The following is an 18,225-nucleotide window of genomic DNA, read 5'->3' as shown; positions in this document are numbered from 1 at the left end:
TTCAACACTCACAACGATCAGACATCGTCCCCGGCGGAGGTGGCCCCAATCCTCCCCAATGCGGGAGAGCATACCATGGAGTCCGCTGCTCGTACCACGACAATCCTCGGCTTCCCCTGACGTTGAGGGAATGTCCAGATTGGCGGCCAAGGCTGTGACACTCGCCCCGGACAGCGGCTATGATGAATAGGGCTCTTTCACGTAAGTCTAGTACGCCAGGGCCAGCGCGCATAAATTAGGTAAACTGGATGGTCTGGCGCGATGGATAGGCATCGTGTATACCTTTCGCAAGTTCGCCGTATGGCCCGCCCTTTACCGGCCTGGCCAAGGGCAACATGGGGGTCGCGCTGGGCTTCATGGTGATCCTCGCGGGGTCATCCGCGATTCTGGCACCGATCCTTCTGAGTGTCCTGCTGCCCGTGATGGTGGGAAACGACTCGCTGCGGGTCAATGTCTTTAAGATGACCGGCACACTCCTGATGACGCAACTGATTCCGCTGCTTGCCGGGCTACTGGTGCGATAATGGCGGCCGGCGCTGGCGATGAAGCTGCACAAGCCGGCGAACCGGCTTTGCACGGTTCTCAACCTGGCGACGTTGGTCCTCGTTGTTATCGCCCAGTACAGGACGCTGACGGACATTCGCCCGTTCGCTTTCGTGGGGATGACTGCTCTGCTCGTATCAACGATGATTGCAGGCTGGCTGCTGGGCGGGGCTTGCAGGGACGCCCGCACGGCTATGGTTCTGGCGACATCGGTGCGAAACGTCGGTGTCGGCCTGGTTGTCGCGACCAGCAGCTTCGCCGGTACGCCGGCCGTCACTGCCGCGCTGGCTTATGGTCTGTTCCAGACTGTCATCATGGCCCTGGTTGCCGTAATATGGGGGCGCTGGGGCATGTCCAAGACGGCCATCTCGGGAGCTGCAGTGGCATGATCGATGGGCGATCCATTCTGGCGAATCCGTACACAAGGAGAACTACCATGGTGGCGATGCGCTTGAACCCGATTCCGTTCCTTGGTCTGGTGGTTGCCCTGTCAATGAGCAATCCGGCCTTGGCCGACTTCAAGGGTCTTCTTGGCCGGGTGCCCAACGACGCGAACGCGCTGGTGCTGATTGACGTCGCCGGCATGATCAACAGCCCGCTCGGTGTTCGTGAAGGATGGAAGGCTAAGGTGGCAAGCGCCTATGAACGAAAGCCGTTGGCTATTCCGCCGGATACGAGTCGCATGGTGATGGCGGCACAGATCGAGCCCGGCAATATGGGGACGGTCTGGGCGGTGTCGGTGATGGACGTGGCTAAGCCGCTGTCTCTGGACTCCATCGTCAGTGACGAAGGGGGTTACCTCGACAAGTTCGGTTCGATCCCAGCGGCCTGGTCGCGGGTCGATGCCTACTTCGTTCAGGTCAGCCCGTCGATGTTCGGTGCCGTCTGGCCGGCCAACCGGCAGTTTGCATCGCGATGGGCCACCAGGAAATCCGGGGAGTCGGGTAACCGGCTGTCGGCCTACCTGAGCAACGCGGCCCTCGCGGCCGGGACCGACACCCCTGTTCTGATGGCCATGGACCTGCAGGATGTTACCAGTGCAAGCAAGGTTCGCCGGCGACTTGCGACCGAGACGTTCGCATCGCTGGAAGGCAAGACTCAAGATTTCGACGCGATCAGCCAGGCTCTCGGCGGTATCCGGGGCGTGACTCTCCGCGTAGCGATCGGGGCCGAGGCGACCGGCAAGGGCGTTGTGGATTTCGACGGTGATGTCGCCGTTCTGGCCAGCGTGGCCAAGCCTCTTCTGCTCGAGGTGCTTTCGCGGTCCGGAGCCCTCGTCGACGACTTCGAGGACTGGCAGGTTGCAGCCAGAGGAAAGCAGATTTCGTTTGAGGGGAAGCTGTCCACCGAAAGTCTCCGACGCCTGATCAGCGTCGTGGACCCGCCGGCCCCGAGCGGGGTAGGCCAGGCGGCGTCCGGCAAGCCGGGCGGAGACCAGAGGGAAGCGAAGATCTCGGCCTCGCAGCAGTACTTCAAGACGGTGAAGGAGATCGTTGACAAGCTACAGACGAAGGCCCGGGGCGGACGAGGGGGGGTGCTTTCCGACGTGGCCACGTGGATCAACCGAGATGCGAACGAGATCAGCCGGTTGCCCATCCTCAACGTCGATCCGGACTTGGCCAAGTTCGCGGTCGAGGTGAGCGCTCGGCTGAACGACGCGGCCCGGGCCATGACCGAAGGGATGGTGCAGATTCATGGCCGGGCGACCGGAACGGAGGAGGAACGTGCGAAGGTCGTTCGGGAGGAACGAGCCAAGACTCTCAACCAGGCCGAAGAGATTTTCAAGGGTGTCAAAGCGGATATGGGGAAGATCGGGATCGAATTGACCAACCGCTATAAGGTGGAGTTCTGATCGTTGGCAGCCGACGGATGGCGGTTTTGTCGAAGCGGTCGGAAAGAACGACGCGCGAGGAGAAGGCGATGAGTCAGACTCGGTAGAGGAGATGGGGGGTGTCGGTCGGGATGCGCGAGTAGCGGCCAAGTAAGCCCAAGGGACCGGCGTGCCGTAGCGAGGGTGGTGGTCGTTCTGGCAGCGACGATGGAGCGACCATGGTGATCGTCGGTTCGCTGGTTTGTGGTTTGCACGGACTCCCGTCGTCTTGTAGCATGCGGTTGCCTTGGGGCCGCAGCCGATAACGCAAACAAGGCCGGGATGGATACTTGGCTGACACGACGGCGCGGTATGACCCGCCGGTGAGAGGGAAGGCCCGCTTGGCCACGGAGTGAGCCGAAGACCGGAGGTAAGGTGCGGCGGAATCGTCGCGGTGGCAGGCCCGGAATACTGTTCATACGGGAGGAAAACCGATGGGGAAGACACGGATCGTTCATGGTGCGCTCCTGGCTGTCATGATCCTGGCCGCCGGATGCAGCGAATGGGTGAATGTGAGTTCCGTTTATGGCCCCGGCGTTCGCTTCGCGGACGAGGTGCACTCCTATGCATGGGCCCCCGACTCCTCACGGACCACCGGTGAGGGACGTCCGGAGAATCCTGATGCGGATCGCCTCATCCGGGAAGTCGTTGACGCTCACCTCGCGAAGAAAGGCCTTGAGAAGGTCGCGGCGAATGGCAAACCCGATTTCTGGATCGACTATGTGGCGAGGAAACGCCCTCGCGCGGACGTGAACGACTTCACGAAGCCGATGTATCTGGAAGGGCGACTGGACATCGTCGCCTCGTCTCCCAGCAATTCAAAGATGATCTGGACGGGCAGCGCCGAAGCGAAGCTCGACAACACCGCTGCTCCGGATGTTCGTCGTAAGCGCCTTGATCTGGTGATTGGCAAGATTCTCGATCAGGCTCCGTCCGCCAAACGTAAATCCTGACGGGCGGCCATTCGCCGGGATCGCAGGTCAAGAATTGTGCCGAGAGACTATTGTCGGGGACGTGCGGGTCACGCAAGAGTGTCGCAGTGATTGGGGGTGCGGTGCGTTTGAGGATACGAACATGAGTGCTTCCATCCGCCGCACCAAGATCGTCGCGACATTGGGACCGGCCAGCAACTCGGCGGCCGTCATCCGGCAACTGATTCAGGCCGGGATGGATGTGGCACGGTTCAATTTCTCGCACGGCAGCTATGACGACCACGCCAAGACACTCGCCTGTCTGCGCGAAGCATCGCGAGAATTGGATCGGCCGGTCACCGTCCTGCAGGACCTGCAAGGGCCCAAGATCCGGGTGGGGCAGCTCCCGCCGCCGGGCGAGATTCAACTGGATCCGGGGTCGGTTGTCACCCTGGTTCCGCTTGACGACTTCAAAGGTCAGGCTGGTACCATCCCGATCGACTATCCCCATCTGGCCGATGAAGCCAAGGCGGACATGCAGGTTCTGTTGGCCGACGGGGCTTTCGAACTTCGGATCGCTCGAGTCGTCGGCCGCGGCGTGGAATGCAGGGTGATTCAGGGCGGCGCCTTGAAGAGCCGCAAGGGCGTCAACTTCCCCGATCTACGCCTTCGTTTGCCCTCGCTGACGCCGAAGGACAAGGAGGATCTGGAGTTTGGGCTTTCCCAGAATGTCGACGTGGTGTCGCTGAGCTTCGTCCGGAGCGCGGAAGACATCCGGACGCTCAAGTCGCTCATCGCAGAGAAAGGCCTGTTCAAGCCAGTCGTCGCCAAGATCGAGAAACCGCAGGCGATCGAGCATCTCGACGAGATCGTTGAAGAGACACACTGCGTGATGGTGGCCCGTGGCGACCTGGGTGTGGAAATGAGCCCGGAGAAGGTCCCGCTGCTCCAGAAACAGATCATCGAGAAATGCAATCGGCGCGGCAAGCCGGTCATCACGGCCACGCAGATGCTCGAAAGCATGATTCAGGAGGCACGCCCGACGCGAGCCGAGGCCAGCGACGTTGCCAATGCGATCATCGACGGAACCGACGCCGTGATGTTGTCAGGGGAGACGGCCGTCGGGGCTCATCCCGTCCAGGCGGTCGAGATGATGGTCCGAATCGCCGAGGAGGTGGAGGAGAAGATCGAGTTCAAGAACTACCCGCCGACGGGGAATACGCAGACCCAGGCGCTGACGGAGGCTATTCGGACGGTCGAGCAGGTGCTCAAGCCGCGCTGCATCGTGGTCTTGACCGCGAGCGGCTACACGGCCGCACGGGTGGCCAGCGAGCGGCCGCGCTCGCCGGTCTTTGCCGTCACGAATCAGCCGCGCGTGTATCACGCCCTGAACCTGGTCTGGGGGCTCCGGCCGCTGCTTATCGATCGCCAGGCGGATACGTTCGAAGGCCTGAATGCCCTGGCGGAAGCCACGTTGCAGGGGCGCAAGCTCGTCGCCTCGGGCGACACAATCTTGATCCTCGGGGGCATCCCGGCCATGCAGCCTCGTGGCACCAATTTCCTCAAGGTGCACAAGGTGACGTGACCGGTTGTGGCGTCGGACAAGCCTGCGGCAGGGGGGCGGCAACGTGATTGTCCGCGTCACCGGGCCCCTTTCAGCGACGGAGCGAAGGACATGAGCCAACTGAGTAACTGCCAATCGGGAGGACCCGCGAATGTTTAAAGAAGAGAGAACTGAGCCGATCTTCGAATGGGCCATGCTTGGGAAGGTGGACACCGGACGGCCCAATCTCGGCTTCACGGCGCACGTGGCCGTCTACCGCCTAATGCAGTTTACTCTCCGCGACGTACTCATCAGACAGCATGGTGTGGAGGCGGCCGATCGTGTGTTCTATGATGCCGGCGAGCTGGCTGGAAAGCACTTCTACGAGAACCTGATCACCAAGCGAGGTTCCTTCGCCGAGTTCGTGGCCGAGCTTCAGGATGTTCTCAGGGAGATGGGCATTGGCATCCTGAGAATCGAAAGAGGGGACATGGAGAACCTTACTTTCACTCTAACCGTTGCCGAGGACCTCGACTGCTCCGGTCTGCCCGCCTGTGACGAGCGGATCTGCACGTACGATGAAGGTTTCATCAGCGGCCTGCTTTCGGCCCACACCGGCAGGAAGTTCCGGGTGAAGGAAGTGGACTGCTGGTGTTCGGGTGATCGGGTATGCCGTTTCGATGTAAAGGCTGTGTGGTAGAGATGGTTCCATGATCGAAGCACGGGAAGAAGACATCGATAGAATCACGGAACTGTTCTACCGCGTCTTGAAGGGAGAAATGCCCCAGCCGCTTGTGTTGCCAGAGGATTGTCCGAAAAACGAGGTCAGCCAGGTCGCTGAGTATGCCAACCGCTTTATCGCTGAATACCGCGCCCTTGCCGATGCGATGTCGGCATTGTCTCGAGGTGAGCTCGACTTCAGCGTCCCCACAGGCAAGATGCACGTCCTGCAGTCGTGCAAGAACCTCCATGCAAACCTGCGTCACCTGACATGGAAGACTCAGCAGATCGCAGGAGGCGACCTGAGCCAACGTGTTGATTTCATGGGAGGTTTCTCCACTGCCTTCAACAGCATGACGCAACAGTTGAGGGAGGCTTTCGCCAGGATCGACCGGCAGAATCAGGATCTGTCGCAGGCCAATCAACGCATGAAGCGGGATCTGGAGGCTGCTGCCCGCGTGCAGCAAACGCTGCTGCCAGAGAATCTGCCCAACGTCGAAGGACTCAGCTTCGCTTGGTCGTACCGGCCGTGTGACGAGCTGGCTGGCGACGCTCTCAACATTGTTCGGATCAATGATGATCTCATCGCCATGTATTGTCTGGATGTAAGCGGACACGGCGTGCCAGCGGCGTTGCTCTCGGTAACCGTCACCAGGAATCTAAACCCTCGCGCTGGAGGAAGTGCGTCACTCGTGGCCGGTCCGGGTGCCAATCCGGAGGCCGTGGATCCCGTACAGGTGGCATCGCGGTTGAACTCGCTGTACCCGATGGAGTCGAATGGTGACTACTACTTCACGATGATCTACGGGCTCTTGGACGTGCGCACCCGGCGGTTCCGTTTCACCGTCGCGGCGCATCCCGGCCCGATTCTGGCTCCGGCGTGTGGTTGCCCCAAGCGTTTCGAGGTGTCCGGTTTCCCGATTGGAATGGTCGAGGACGCCGATTACGAGGAGTCGGTGATTGAGCTGCAGCCAGGTGATCGCCTCATTCTGCATTCAGACGGACTGACCGAGGAAGCCAACGCTCAGGGCGAGTTGTTCGGTGATGAACGATTGCTCGACGCTATCGCGGCCGGTCGGCACCTTAGCCTGAGCGAAGTCGTGGAATCCCTTGTCCGGACGGTTGCGGCTTGGCGGGGAGATGACCATCTCAGAGACGACGTCTCCATTCTGGCCATGGGGTTTGAGTAACTGATCATGGTCGTTCGTCAGGATCGACTGCAATGATTGAAGTGAGGACCTTCTCCCGGATCGAAGCATTGAAGAACGGCCTCGCTGTCACGATTCGGGCGATCCGGCCTGCCGACAAGGCCGCGGTGATCGAGGCATTTCACAAGCTCGAGCCCGCGTCGATCTATGCTCGGTTCTTCCAGGCCAAGTCGTCGCTCACGGATACGGAACTCAAAGCCGTCACGGATGTCGATTTCGAGCGCGTGGTCCAGTTGGTGGTGACGATCGACGCCGACGGGAGAGAGATCATCATCGGCGGTGGTCGCTATGTGGCCTTCGACCTGAACGGCTCGCGCGGGGCGGAGATCGCGTTCATCGTCGAGGAAGACTACCAGGGACTAGGAATCGCCGGGTGCCTACTGAGACACCTGACCCGCATCGCACGAGAAAAGGGCGTTAGCCGGTTCGACGCGGAAGTGCTTACGAAGAACAGGGCGATGCTCTCCGTCTTCCTGCGCAGCGGGCTCCCGATGACGGAAACGCAAGCCGAGGACGTCATCCACGTGACGTTGAGCCTCACTGACAAGCCATAGCCATCGAGAGGTCAGAACCAATGATGACACATCCGCAACTTGTCGAGTTCCTCAGGCAGCGGGTCGGTCTCTGCAAGCACTTCTCCGACGACCGACTTGATCGGTTGGTGAGCGAATCACGTGTTGCCTCGTATGAGCCCAACGAGGCCGTCGTTGAGTTCGGCGAGGACGCCGCCTTCCTTGGCGTTCTGCTCGAGGGCGACCTGGCGGTCTCCGTTCTCGGCGACGGCGGCCGGCGTCAGGTCATCGGGCGGTTCAAAGGCGGCGATACGTTCGGCGAGATGGCCTTGATGAGCGGCGACAAGACCATGGCCGACTTCATCGCCGAGACCCGCTGTCGCGTGCTGCGCATCCCGGTCACCGTCTTCCAGTCCGCCATCATGACCGACCCCCGCGCCGTCCAGTACATTTCCAAGACCATTGCTGAGCGGTTCAAGCAGGTCATGGCCGACCCGGCCAAGGCGGCCGCGGCCTTCCGCCAAAGCGACGATCCGTACGGCCTGCGCCTCAAGGGCGAGCGGCCGGAGAAGATCCTCGTGGTCAACAGCGGTTCCTCCTCGCTCAAGTACACCTTCTTCGACACGGCCAAAGAATCCAATACGGCCCGCGGCCAGGTGGAACGTATCGGAGCCGGCGGTACCTGCCTGGTGCATCGCGGCCCCGGAGGCGAAGTGAAGCGAGAGTTGCCGAAGGGGGGATACGGCGATGCCTTCCGCGCGATGCTGAGCGAGCTGTCAGCGCCTCAGACAGGCGTGATTCGGGAGGCTTCGGACATCAGCGTCGTGGGTCATCGCGTGGTGCATGGGGGCGAACGGTTCTCCGAAGCGGTGGTTGTGGAGGAGGGAGTGCTCACGGAGATCGAGTCTCTGAGTCCGCTCGCGCCGCTTCACAATCCGGTCAACGTGGCCGGTATTCGCGAGGCCATGCAGGTGTTTCCGTCGGTGCCCCACGTCGCCGTGTTCGACACGGCGTTTCATCACACCCTGCCGTCGTACGCGTATCTGTATGGTCTTCCGTACGAGCACTACCAGCAGAAGGGCGTGCGCCGGTACGGTTTTCACGGAAGCTCTCATTCCTACGTCGTTCTGCGCGCCGCCCAGTACCTCCAGAAGCGCGTCAACGAACTGGAGATCGTCAGTTGCCACCTCGGCAATGGTGCCTCGCTGTGTGCGGTGGACCATGGCCGGTCGGTGGATACGTCCATGGGGTTTACGCCTGGCGAGGGGCTCATCATGGGCACGCGCTGCGGCGATCTCGATCCGGGAGCGATCTCGTACCTGCGGCGAGCGGCGGGCCTCGACGATGCCCAGGTCGATGAACTGCTGAACAAGCGCAGCGGCCTGCTGGGCCTCTCGGGTGTCTCCAGTGACATGCGCGAAGTCGAGCGCGCCGCCGATGCGGGCGACGCCCGGGCGCTGGTGGCGCTGAAGGCGTTCTGCTATCGGGTCCGCAAGTACATCGGGGCCTATCTGGCGGCCATGGGCGGGCTGGACGTGTTGATCTTCACCGGCGGCATCGGGCAGGGCAGCGCGGGGGTGCGGTCTCTGGCGTTGCAGGGCCTGGAGTGCATGGGCATCCAGCTTGATGAGGTACGGAATCGCGAAGCCCGTGGCTTCGACGAAGTATGTCGTATCTCGACGAACGATTCCAGGGTTACCGTGCTCGTCGTTCCGACGGATGAGGAGCGGATGATCGCCCGCGAGACGTTGCGGGCCCTGAGTCGCTCCTACCTGACGCGCGTATTCGAAGCTCAGCGGGGCGAACCGGTCCTCATCGAGATTTCCGCCCACCATATCCACCTGAGCCAGGACCACGTGGAGGCTCTGTTTGGCCAGGGCCACCAGCTCACCCGCCAGAGCGATCTGTCGCAGCGGGGGCAGTTTGCCTGCGAGGAACAGCTCACGATCGTCGGGCCGAAGGGCCGAATCGAACGCGTGCGCGTGCTGGGGCCGACGCGCAAAGCCACACAGGTGGAGATTGCGATGACCGAGCAATTCAAGCTCGGCATCCACCCGCCCATTCGCGAATCCGGCGATATCCGCGATACGCCCGGCTGCACGCTCGAGGGCCCGGCCGGCAGCGTTGTTCTCGACCGTGGGGTCATCTGCGCCCTGCGTCATATCCACATGACACCGGCCGACGCGCTCCGGTACGGAGTCAAGGACAAATCCACCGTGCGCGTACGAGTGCCCGGCGACCGCGAACTGGTATTTGGCGATGTCCGCGTCCGCGTGGATTCGAACTTCCGCCTGGCGATGCACATCGACACCGACGAGGGCAATGCCGCCAACATCAGGACTGGTGTGACCGGCTGTATCGATGGGATTCAGAATCAGGATTGAGAGTTGGCTTGACCTGGTGGGAGCGTGTTTCTAAGCGGGGCATGGGTTGCCGTATGATGTCAGCGGCAGTGTTGTCCTGTTCGTCGTTGGAGGAGGCTCGTGAGCGGTCCTGGCGGCTGCGATCCGGCGACGCTAGATCCGCTTCGTGTTGGGATGGATAGGGGCCGGCAGGAGCGCTCGATTGTCGGGCATCGCGTCTTTCAGTAGATTGCGTTGAGTGATCGTTCGGCCCTTGTGGGTTGGTGTATGCCCTCGATCGGTCGGTTCTCGTCCGGCGACGGGTGTGTTGGCAAAACCGAAAGAGCTTGCATGTGATCTCACCCGGCGAGGTGTGTTAATGACGTGGCTTCAGCGACATCGATTTCAGAGATTCATGGAGTCCTCGGTGTGGGTCGCGCCCCTGGGATGCGCGCTGGCCCTGGCTATTCCCCGAAGGGGTCGTCGGACGGCGCAAGGAGATGAGTGGTGGTGTCAGTTCGGCGGTCCTCGGCGGGCAAGCGGCCTCATGTCAGCGTCAAAGGCAAAGGCGTCTCGGCAGGGGACTGCTGAATGGTTGGACGGCCATATGCGGCAGCAGTACATTGGAGGAGGCTGGGCCGAATCTGGAATGGTCATTGTGCGTGCTTGGGCTTTCAGGGCAGGTCTCGCTCCTGCTGACGACAGGATGATAGCACTCCTGATCTGCGGGTTGCAATCGTCCGTCTCAGCATGCGGGGCGTGGAAGGCGACATGGGACGGCAGTGCAAGGCGCGGGTTCGGAAAGGCCTCTCTGTCCGAGGAGTCTCCGTGATGATTCAACGTATCTGTCTGTTGGCGGCGTGCGCGTGGTTGAGCGGTAGCGTCTTGGGGCAGACGACTCAGCCGGCCGACCGGAAGGTGCCGGAATCGCGCGGGAAGGCCGCTGAGATCCCTGCCAAGGCCGCGATGCCCTCGATCATCCAGCAACTGCCGGACTACACCGGCGACTTGGCCCGTCGCCAGTACCTGACCGGCGACTGGGGTGGGGCGAGGGCGGACCTTTCCGAACACGGTGTCTTGTTCGAGTTGAGTGCCACGCAGATTCTGCAGGACAACGCTCACGGCGGGAAGGACACGAACAACGGGTTCCGCTACGCCGGATCGGCGGACTACACGCTGAAACTGGACTCGGCCCGGATGAATCTCTGGCCCGGTGGTCTCCTCACGCTTCACGGTGAGACGCAATTCGGCCAGAGCGTCATGCGCAAGACCGGGGCCGTCCTCCCGCCGAATTTCGATGCTCTGCTGCCCCTTCCTGATGACGGCGGACTCACCACCCTCTCGGAGTTCTACCTTACCCAGGCGTTCTCAGAGCAGTTCGTCGTCGTCTTGGGGAAGATCAACGGCTTGGGACTTGGCGACATGACCGAGTTCGCCGCCAACGAGACGACCCAGTTCATGAACACCGGGTTCAGACTCAACCCGATGTTGGGGCTCTACGCGCCCTACACGGCCATGACCGCCGCGGCCGTTTACATGCCGACCAAGTGGCTGAAGGTCACCAGCGGGATCAGCGACAACGATCCCAACGGTGCGGCCACGCGCACCGGGTTCAACACCACGTTTCACGGGCGCGATTGGCTTTCAGTAAGCCAGGAGTGGGAACTGACGATCAAGCCGTTTGGTCAGACGGGCCACCAGCGGTTCGGCTGGGCGTGGAGTTCGCGCGATCGTGCCTTGTTGGACCAGGACATCCGCATCAACCTGCCCACCATTGCGTTTCGCCAGTTCCTGTCGAAATCCAGGCCTCTGATGCGGCTGGCCCGACTGGCCGGTGCAACCAGGAGTTTCGAGGTCGACACCCGCCCGGACGATTGGATGATGTACTACAACTTCGACCAGTACCTGTACACCAAGCCGGATGACCCCGCGCAGGGCTTTGGCCTCTTCGGGCGTTTCGGCTTCTCGACCGGCGAGTCCAACCCCTTCGACCAGTTCTACAGCCTCGGACTTGGCGGCAAGGGTTTGATCCCGACCCGCGCAAAGGACAGTTACGGTGTCGGGTACTTCCTGGCGAACCTCAGCAACGACCTGCCCGCGATCCTCAGCGCGTCTGACGAGCAGGGGGTCGAAGCCTACTACAACATCGAGGTCACGCCCTGGCTGCACGTCAGTCCCGATCTGCAGGTGATCGTTCGCCCCGGCGGCGGTTTCCAGGATCGAGAGACGGCCTTGGTATGTGGCCTGAGAATGCAGATGACTTTCTAGCGGAGGAAACGTCGATGACGAACCAGATGGCTACCAGGAAGACACCGTTACACGCATGTGCTGCGATCCCCGTACGCTTACTCGGAAGCTGCGGGGCTGAAGTTGTGATCGCCTTGGCCCTGCTGGCCGCCGGTTGTAGCCAACAGATGCCGGACCGGACGGAACGAATGACTCGCGGCTACGTCTACTACCTGGATGGTGCAGGCGGCGGCGGCGCGTTCTCGAACTGGAGTGGAGGCCTGAAACAGGGCATGCTCGAGGCCGGTTACAACGGAGCCGGCGAGATCTTCCCCTGGAACACCGGCCTCGGCGTGGTGCCCGACCAGAACGCGAGCGTCGAGTACAAGCGGGGCAAGGCCCAGGAATGCGCCCAGCGGATTCAGCAGTACGTCAAGGATCATCCGGGCGCCCCGGTGACCTTGATCGGCTTGTCCGCCGGGACTGCTGTTACCGTGTTCGTCCTCGAAGCCCTGCCGACATCCTGCCCGGTGGAGAACGTCATTCTCTGCGGTGCGTCCATCAGTGCTGATTATGATCTAACGAAAGCCCTTCAACGCCTCCGCAACCGCATGTATGTCTTCACATCGGAAAAGGACGGCGTCCTGGCGTTCCTGGTACCCATGGCGGGCACGGCCGACCGGCAATCGGGCACTGTTCCCTCGGCCGGACTGCGCGGTTTCGAGATGCCGGCCCGTTCGTCCTCTGCGACCCGGGCCGCCTATGCCAGGGTCGTGCACATCCATTGGCGGCCGGAGTTCGAGAAATACGGCGATTTCGGCGGGCATACCGACGCGCTGAAGGCGCCCTTCGTGCAGCATTACCTGGCTCCGTTGGTGATGGCCAGCATGGCTCGTCAGGAGAAGGTGACGTCGGTGGCCGGCAAGGTGCGCAACCCGGACTACGAGCGGTGGGCGAGCCTGAACCCAGGCGCCTCGGTCACCTTTGAAGGCTACCAAGTGGCCGACGGTATGAAGCAGCCTTTGCGTATGACCGCGAAACTGATGTCCAAGCATGAGGACCGGCTGCTGGTTGAACGCACTTACGTTCCGGTGGGGGGCAGCGACAAGGAGCCTTCACGCGTGCAGCAGTTCCTCGTAGACGCCATGATCAACCCGGCGGAGCACCCGCTCACCAAGCCGGACGCGAAGATCACCGAACTCCCGGCGGAGACCATCACTGTCGCAGGCAAGGCTTTCCAATGCCGGGTCCGCACCGTGGTGGCGGCCGGTGACTTCCCCGAATACGGGCAGGGCGTCTCCGCCAAGGTGTGGCAGAACGAGAGCCTGCCCGGCGGGATGGCCCGAGTCTGGCTGAAGTCCAACAAGGGTAGTCAGCCGTTTGAGTTCCAAGGCCGCGTGGTGGGCTACAAGCTCCGGTAGGAGCGAGTCACCAACCCGAAAGCAGCGTGCCGATGACAACCGCCGCTCCAACCCTCGCCGTCGAGACACCGGCCGAGCCGCGCAGGCGAAGAAAGCTCCTGGTGTGGGCGGGGCGGGTTACGCTCGCGTGTGTCTTGGCGGGCATGATCGGCTGGGGGGTGCTGGCCCTGTACTACTCCAATCTGACGGCCTGGCTCCGGCCCGTCGCGGCCGTGTTGTTTGGAATCGGTCCCTTGGCGATTCTGTGGCGTGTACGGCCGCGGCGCCGAGGCGTGCTGGTCTTCGTTGGCGTGTTTGCGCTGCTCGTCATCTGGTGGTTGAGGATCCCTCCGTCGAACGACCGTGACTGGCAGCCCGATGTGGCCGTGTTGCCCTTCGCTACGATCGACGGGGATCGGATCACGATCCACAACATCCGCAACTGCGATTACCGGAGCGAAACCGATTACGGCGTTCGCCACTACGACCGGACGTACGAGCTCGATAAGCTGCGGACAGCGGACCTGTTCCTCATCTACTGGGGTTCGCCGATGATCGCCCACACCATGCTCAGCTTCGGATTCGACGGGGGAGGCTATCTCTGCGTCTCCATTGAAACGCGGAAGGAGAAAGGCGAGGACTATTCCGCGATCAGAGGGTTCTTCCGGCAGTACGAATTGACCTACGTCGTTGCCGATGAACGTGACGTCGTGCGGCTCCGCACAAACTATCGTCACGAGGATGTCTACCTGTACGCCCTGCAAACGACACCGGACATGGTGCGAAGCGTGTTCCTCGATTATCTGAGACACGTCAACAGCCTGAAAGAGCATCCCGAGTGGTACAATGCCCTGACCAGCAACTGCACGACCAACATCCGCGGCCACGCCAGGGCCTACGTGGCTTCACCGTGGGACTGGCGGATTCTGCTCAACGGACGAATAGACGAACTGGCGTACGCCAACGGCCGGTTGGACCAGAGCCTGCCGTTCGCCGAACTGAAGGCCCGCTCCCACGTCAACGAACGGGCCAATGCGCTGGATAAGGATCCTGCGTTCTCGCAACGTATCCGCGAGGGCTTGCCCGGGATGGAGAAACGCCCATGACAAGATACCACACTCGCCTGACGACAACGCTCGCTCTTGCGTGCGGGTTCCTGCTCGCGGGGTGCCAGCAGGAATTGATGCCGACGCCCAATCTGTACATTGGAGCGAAGGACAATCCCTTCCAGGCGGTGCCGCCGGCGCTGCAGAGCAGCCGGATCGAGGTGATCTACGCGACCGACCGGCTGCCGGTGCAGGACAAGAAGGCCGGGCTGCGGTATGGACATGAGCGGTCCAAGTCGCTCGCGTTCGGGTCGTGTACCGTCGAGATCGGCCGGAATCTGTCCTGGGACGATCTGGTTCGCGAGAGCCGCACGCAACGGCGGGGCAGGAGTCTTCCGCTGAACATGGCGGAGATCAGCGAACTTGGCCGCTTTCCCTCCGTTCCCGACCTTGCGGGCATCCACGGAGCCACTTTCGAGGAAAGCCCGGAGTCTGTCGCGAAACGGTCGGAGAACGAGCGGAGACTGGTGGCGCTTCTGTCGGAGCGTCTGGCGAAAACGCCTCGTCATGAGTGCTACATCTACGTGCATGGTTTCAGCAACACCTTCGAGAACGCCGCGTTCGTCATGGCGGGCCTGTGGCACTTCATGGGGCACACCGGCGTTCCGATCATCTACACATGGCCGGCGGGTTCTCCCGAAGGCGCGCTTGGCGGCTATTCACACGACAGCGAATCGGGCCAGTTCACAGGATACCACCTGAGGCAGTTCCTGCGGACGGTCGCTTCCTGCCCGGACCTCGAGAAGATGCACCTGATCGCGCACAGCAGAGGAACGGATGTGCTCACCACGGCGCTCCGCGAACTCAATCTCGAATGCCGAGCGGCCGGCAAGCAGACGCGGTCCGAACTCAAACTGGGCAACGTGATTCTGGCAGCGGCGGATCTTGACTTCGAGGTGACCAGTCAGAGGATTACCGCCGAACTTCTCCCCCTGGTTCCCGAACGCATGACCGTCTACGTGTCCCCCACGGACCGGGCGATCGGAGTTGCGGATGTCCTCTTCGGCAGCAAGCGCCGTATCGGGCAGCTCAGGTGGGACGACCTGAACCCTGAGCAGCGGAAGGTCCTGAACGCCATTTCTCAGATGCAGATCGTCGACGCTCGCGTGAACACGGGCTTTCTGGGGCATAGCTACTTCCACGCCAGCCCGGCCGTCAGCTCCGACGTCATCCTCCTTCTTCGTGACAACCGCGATCCGGGAATCGAGAACGGACGGCCATTGACCAGACGCGGCGACAGCTTCTGGGAGATCGACGACAAGTATCTTGCCGGCCCGGGCAAATGATGGGCAGGCGTGCCCTGGGTCGCGGTACCTGTTATACTGCCGGTCTGTCCAACTCCGGCAGCGGGAGCGTGACCATGGACTTTGAACGCGTTCTGAGATTTGCCGTCGACAATGGAGCTGCTGACATCCATTTGCAGTGCTCATCCCCGCCCATGCTGCGGCTGGGTAACCAGATTCGAGTGATCGAAGGTCCATTGATTACTGACGACGACATGTTGTCCTTTCTGCGGGCCATCGCTCCGAAACGGTTCACCGACGATCTCGTGGGCGCGGCGGCGAGCGGGCTGGACTTCTCCCACGCGCTCCCGTCGGGTGTCCGTTTCCGCTGCAGTGCCTTCCGCACGCTCGGGCGGTTCGGAATGACCATGCGGGTGATCCGCACCGAAATACCTTCGATCGACGCCCTCAAGCTCCCGCAGGTGATTCACGACATCGCCATGGCCCGGCGAGGCCTGACCCTGGTGACCGGCACGACCGGCAGCGGAAAGAGTACCACCCTCGCGTCGATGATCGATCTGATCAACACCAACTACCGCACCAAGATCATTACGGTCGAGGATCCGGTCGAGTACCTCCACAGCAACAAGAAAGCCCTGGTGACTCAGATCGAAGTGGGTTCGGATACGACATCATTCGACCAGGCTCTGCGACAGGCCCTGCGGCAGGATCCCGACGTCATCCTTGTGGGCGAGCTGCGCGACGTGGAGACGCTGCGAATCGCCCTTCGCGCCGCGGACACAGGCCACCAGGTGTTCTCCACCGTGCATAGCGCGAACGCGCCGCAAACCATAGAGCGAATCATTGCGATGTTCCCTCCGGCCGAGCACAAGGTGCTCCTCTCGCAGCTGGCCAATTCCATTGAGGCGATCATTTCCCAGCGACTGATTAGTGGCCACGACGAGAAGCGCCGGCCGGCCGTCGAGATCCTCCGCGGTGGCGCGGTGACCACCAAGTTCATCATGGAGGGACGGCTGAACGACCTGGCGACCTACGTGCAGGGAGGCGAAGCTGGGATGCAGAGCTTCGATCAGCACTTGTTGTCGATGTACCAGCAGGAACAGATCAGCGGAACGGAGGCGCTTCGTTGGGCGACCAATCCGGAAGCCCTTTCCATTGCCATGCGCGGCATCAAGCGTATCGGAGGCATTGCCTGACATTGACAGGCCTTGCAGGAGCAACCTATGCCGGATTCACCTTCCACCATCGTCGAACGGCTCCCGAATTTCGTCGTTGTCAGGGTCCTACACGAGAGTCTCGACGAGAAGAATCTCGCCGCCGTCCGGGCCGAGACCTCGGCGGCCGGCGCGGAATCACCGCAACTGGCCGTGGTCCTGGACATGACCAAAGTGAGCTTCGTCCCCAGCCTGTCGTTAGGCGGACTGGTTCAGCTCACCCGGGAGTTCAAGTCGCGGGGGCAACGATTCGTGTTGAGCGGTCTTCAGCCGCTGGTGCGCGAGACGTTGACGATCACCCGGCTCGACAGGCTCATCGAAATCAACAACGATCCTGCGATGCTGACGGGTTCGAGTGGGACTGGGGGATGAGTACCGCGCGGTCTGGCAGTGAGAATGTGAGGGTGGACCTGGGGGAAGCCCGAGAGATCAACCAGCCGAAGCGATCCTCGTGCTGAGGGGGAGGCGGAGTGCGTATCCCATCCTCAGAACGCCGAATTGGCGCCGAGGGTCCGGATTGAATAGCAGAGCGGTCCACTGACCATTTCTGTCGTCGACCATGGGGTCGTCTGGGTTACGCTCACGCCGCCGATGACGGGCGCCTCGCGCCGCTGCTTCGTGTCAGACTTGTCTTCAACGACCACGCAACCAGGCCGACGACGATCAGGACGGAAAGCAAACTTTGGCTCGCGTACCATGCATGCCGATCGAGCGTCAGCGGGGCCAGAACCAGGAGTCGGGTCACGAACAGGCTGATCACGAAGGCCAGGAATCCGGGACCGTCGAGTGCACAGGCGGCCCCGGCCCCCAGCAAGGCGCACGTAATCAACGCTGGCAGGCTGGCAGGATCCAACGCGAGGACGCAAGCGGCCGTCAGCAGAAGGAACAGGCCGGAAACCGCCAGCCATCGCTGACGGAAGACAAGCCGGAGAATCAGCATGAGGGCCAGGATGATCAGGCTCCGCGTGATCGCGTGAAGGCCCGCATTGACCAGCGAGCTGGCCATGAACTGATATCCCGACAACTGGCCCAGTTCCCAGTCCAGAATCGGACCTACCATCGCCGACCAGGGGCGAGGTGTGTGGAGCGCCGCCAAGGCACTGAGTTGCTGCAGGACGAAGATCGTCACGCCGAACGCACAGCCGATGAGAATATCGCGGCCGACCAGCGGGTCGCCGAGGCGGCCGGTCAGCACCCTCGTCCAGGAAATGAGCGAATGAGGCCAGAAGCGGCGGGCATACGGCTCGATGGCCATGTAGTAGACCCCCCAGTTGCATAAAAGCCAGCACGAAGGTGCCGAATTGCACGGCCCGGCCGGGCGAATCGTGCCCGGCGGCCGTTGCTCCCGGAGTTCACCGGCGGTGAGGTTCGCGAACCGCAGGGCTA

16 protein-coding genes are annotated in these 18,225 nt (G+C 62.0%); 15 read left to right on the top strand and 1 reads right to left on the bottom strand.

Annotated features, from left to right (window positions below; genetic code table 11):
- The first annotated feature begins 335 nt into the window (after positions 1-335).
- The 15 genes from KA354_20345 (at position 336) to KA354_20275 (ending at position 17,211) form a co-directional block, all read left to right on the top strand.
- Complete coding sequence (locus KA354_20345) at positions 336-524, top strand: hypothetical protein (GenBank protein ID MBP7937000.1); 189 nt, start codon at positions 336-338, stop codon at positions 522-524.
- An 18-nt stretch (positions 525-542) separates the two neighbouring features.
- On the top strand, positions 543-932 hold the full coding sequence (locus KA354_20340; protein MBP7936999.1) for a hypothetical protein: 390 nt from the start codon (positions 543-545) through the stop codon (positions 930-932).
- A 47-nt stretch (positions 933-979) separates the two neighbouring features.
- The gene (locus KA354_20335) at positions 980-2,395 is read left to right on the top strand and encodes a hypothetical protein (GenBank protein MBP7936998.1); all 1,416 of its coding nucleotides are present in this window, start codon (positions 980-982) and stop codon (positions 2,393-2,395) included.
- Positions 2,396-2,889: 494 nt separating this feature from the next.
- Positions 2,890-3,366 carry a DUF4136 domain-containing protein gene (locus tag KA354_20330; GenBank protein ID MBP7936997.1) on the top strand — a complete coding sequence of 159 codons (477 nt, stop codon included), beginning with the start codon at positions 2,890-2,892 and terminating at the stop codon, positions 3,364-3,366.
- 121 nt (positions 3,367-3,487) lie between these two features.
- Positions 3,488-4,909, top strand: coding sequence for a pyruvate kinase (pyk, locus tag KA354_20325; protein MBP7936996.1), 1,422 nt, complete (start codon positions 3,488-3,490; stop codon positions 4,907-4,909).
- Between the two features lie 130 nt (positions 4,910-5,039).
- Positions 5,040-5,567, top strand: coding sequence for a 4-vinyl reductase (locus tag KA354_20320; protein ID MBP7936995.1), 528 nt, complete (start codon positions 5,040-5,042; stop codon positions 5,565-5,567).
- A 10-nt stretch (positions 5,568-5,577) separates the two neighbouring features.
- Positions 5,578-6,777, top strand: a complete 1,200-nt coding sequence (locus KA354_20315) for a SpoIIE family protein phosphatase (GenBank protein MBP7936994.1) — start codon at positions 5,578-5,580, stop codon at positions 6,775-6,777.
- Positions 6,778-6,809: 32 nt separating this feature from the next.
- Positions 6,810-7,349: a GNAT family N-acetyltransferase gene (locus tag KA354_20310; protein MBP7936993.1), complete on the top strand. Its 540-nt coding sequence runs from the start codon at positions 6,810-6,812 to the stop codon at positions 7,347-7,349.
- Between the two features lie 23 nt (positions 7,350-7,372).
- Positions 7,373-9,691, top strand: coding sequence for an acetate/propionate family kinase (locus KA354_20305; GenBank protein ID MBP7936992.1), 2,319 nt, complete (start codon positions 7,373-7,375; stop codon positions 9,689-9,691).
- 789 nt (positions 9,692-10,480) lie between these two features.
- A complete protein-coding gene (locus KA354_20300; GenBank protein MBP7936991.1) occupies positions 10,481-11,917 on the top strand; it encodes a carbohydrate porin in 1,437 nt (478 codons plus the stop codon).
- A 14-nt stretch (positions 11,918-11,931) separates the two neighbouring features.
- On the top strand, positions 11,932-13,296 hold the full coding sequence (locus KA354_20295; GenBank protein MBP7936990.1) for a hypothetical protein: 1,365 nt from the start codon (positions 11,932-11,934) through the stop codon (positions 13,294-13,296).
- A 32-nt stretch (positions 13,297-13,328) separates the two neighbouring features.
- Positions 13,329-14,381 (top strand): DUF4105 domain-containing protein, encoded by a 1,053-nt coding sequence (locus KA354_20290; protein ID MBP7936989.1) that lies wholly within the window; start codon positions 13,329-13,331, stop codon positions 14,379-14,381.
- Positions 14,378-15,667 (top strand): alpha/beta hydrolase, encoded by a 1,290-nt coding sequence (locus tag KA354_20285; protein MBP7936988.1) that lies wholly within the window; start codon positions 14,378-14,380, stop codon positions 15,665-15,667. Before KA354_20290 ends, KA354_20285 begins: the two co-directional genes overlap by 4 nt.
- A 74-nt stretch (positions 15,668-15,741) precedes the next feature.
- Positions 15,742-16,821: a PilT/PilU family type 4a pilus ATPase gene (locus KA354_20280; protein MBP7936987.1), complete on the top strand. Its 1,080-nt coding sequence runs from the start codon at positions 15,742-15,744 to the stop codon at positions 16,819-16,821.
- 27 nt (positions 16,822-16,848) lie between these two features.
- Complete coding sequence (locus KA354_20275; protein MBP7936986.1) at positions 16,849-17,211, top strand: STAS domain-containing protein; 363 nt, start codon at positions 16,849-16,851, stop codon at positions 17,209-17,211.
- A gap of 208 nt (positions 17,212-17,419) precedes the next feature.
- Here KA354_20275 and KA354_20270 read toward each other — a convergent pair.
- Positions 17,420-18,225, bottom strand: an 806-nt coding sequence (locus KA354_20270) for a hypothetical protein (protein MBP7936985.1), incomplete at its 5' end; no start/stop codon positions are given.

It is taken from the genome of Phycisphaerae bacterium (genome assembly GCA_018003015.1).
In the GTDB taxonomy this organism is placed as follows: domain Bacteria; phylum Planctomycetota; class Phycisphaerae; order UBA1845; family PWPN01; genus JAGNEZ01.
Note: the sequence above shows the minus strand (reverse complement) of the source record. Positions and strands in the feature narration are given on the sequence as shown.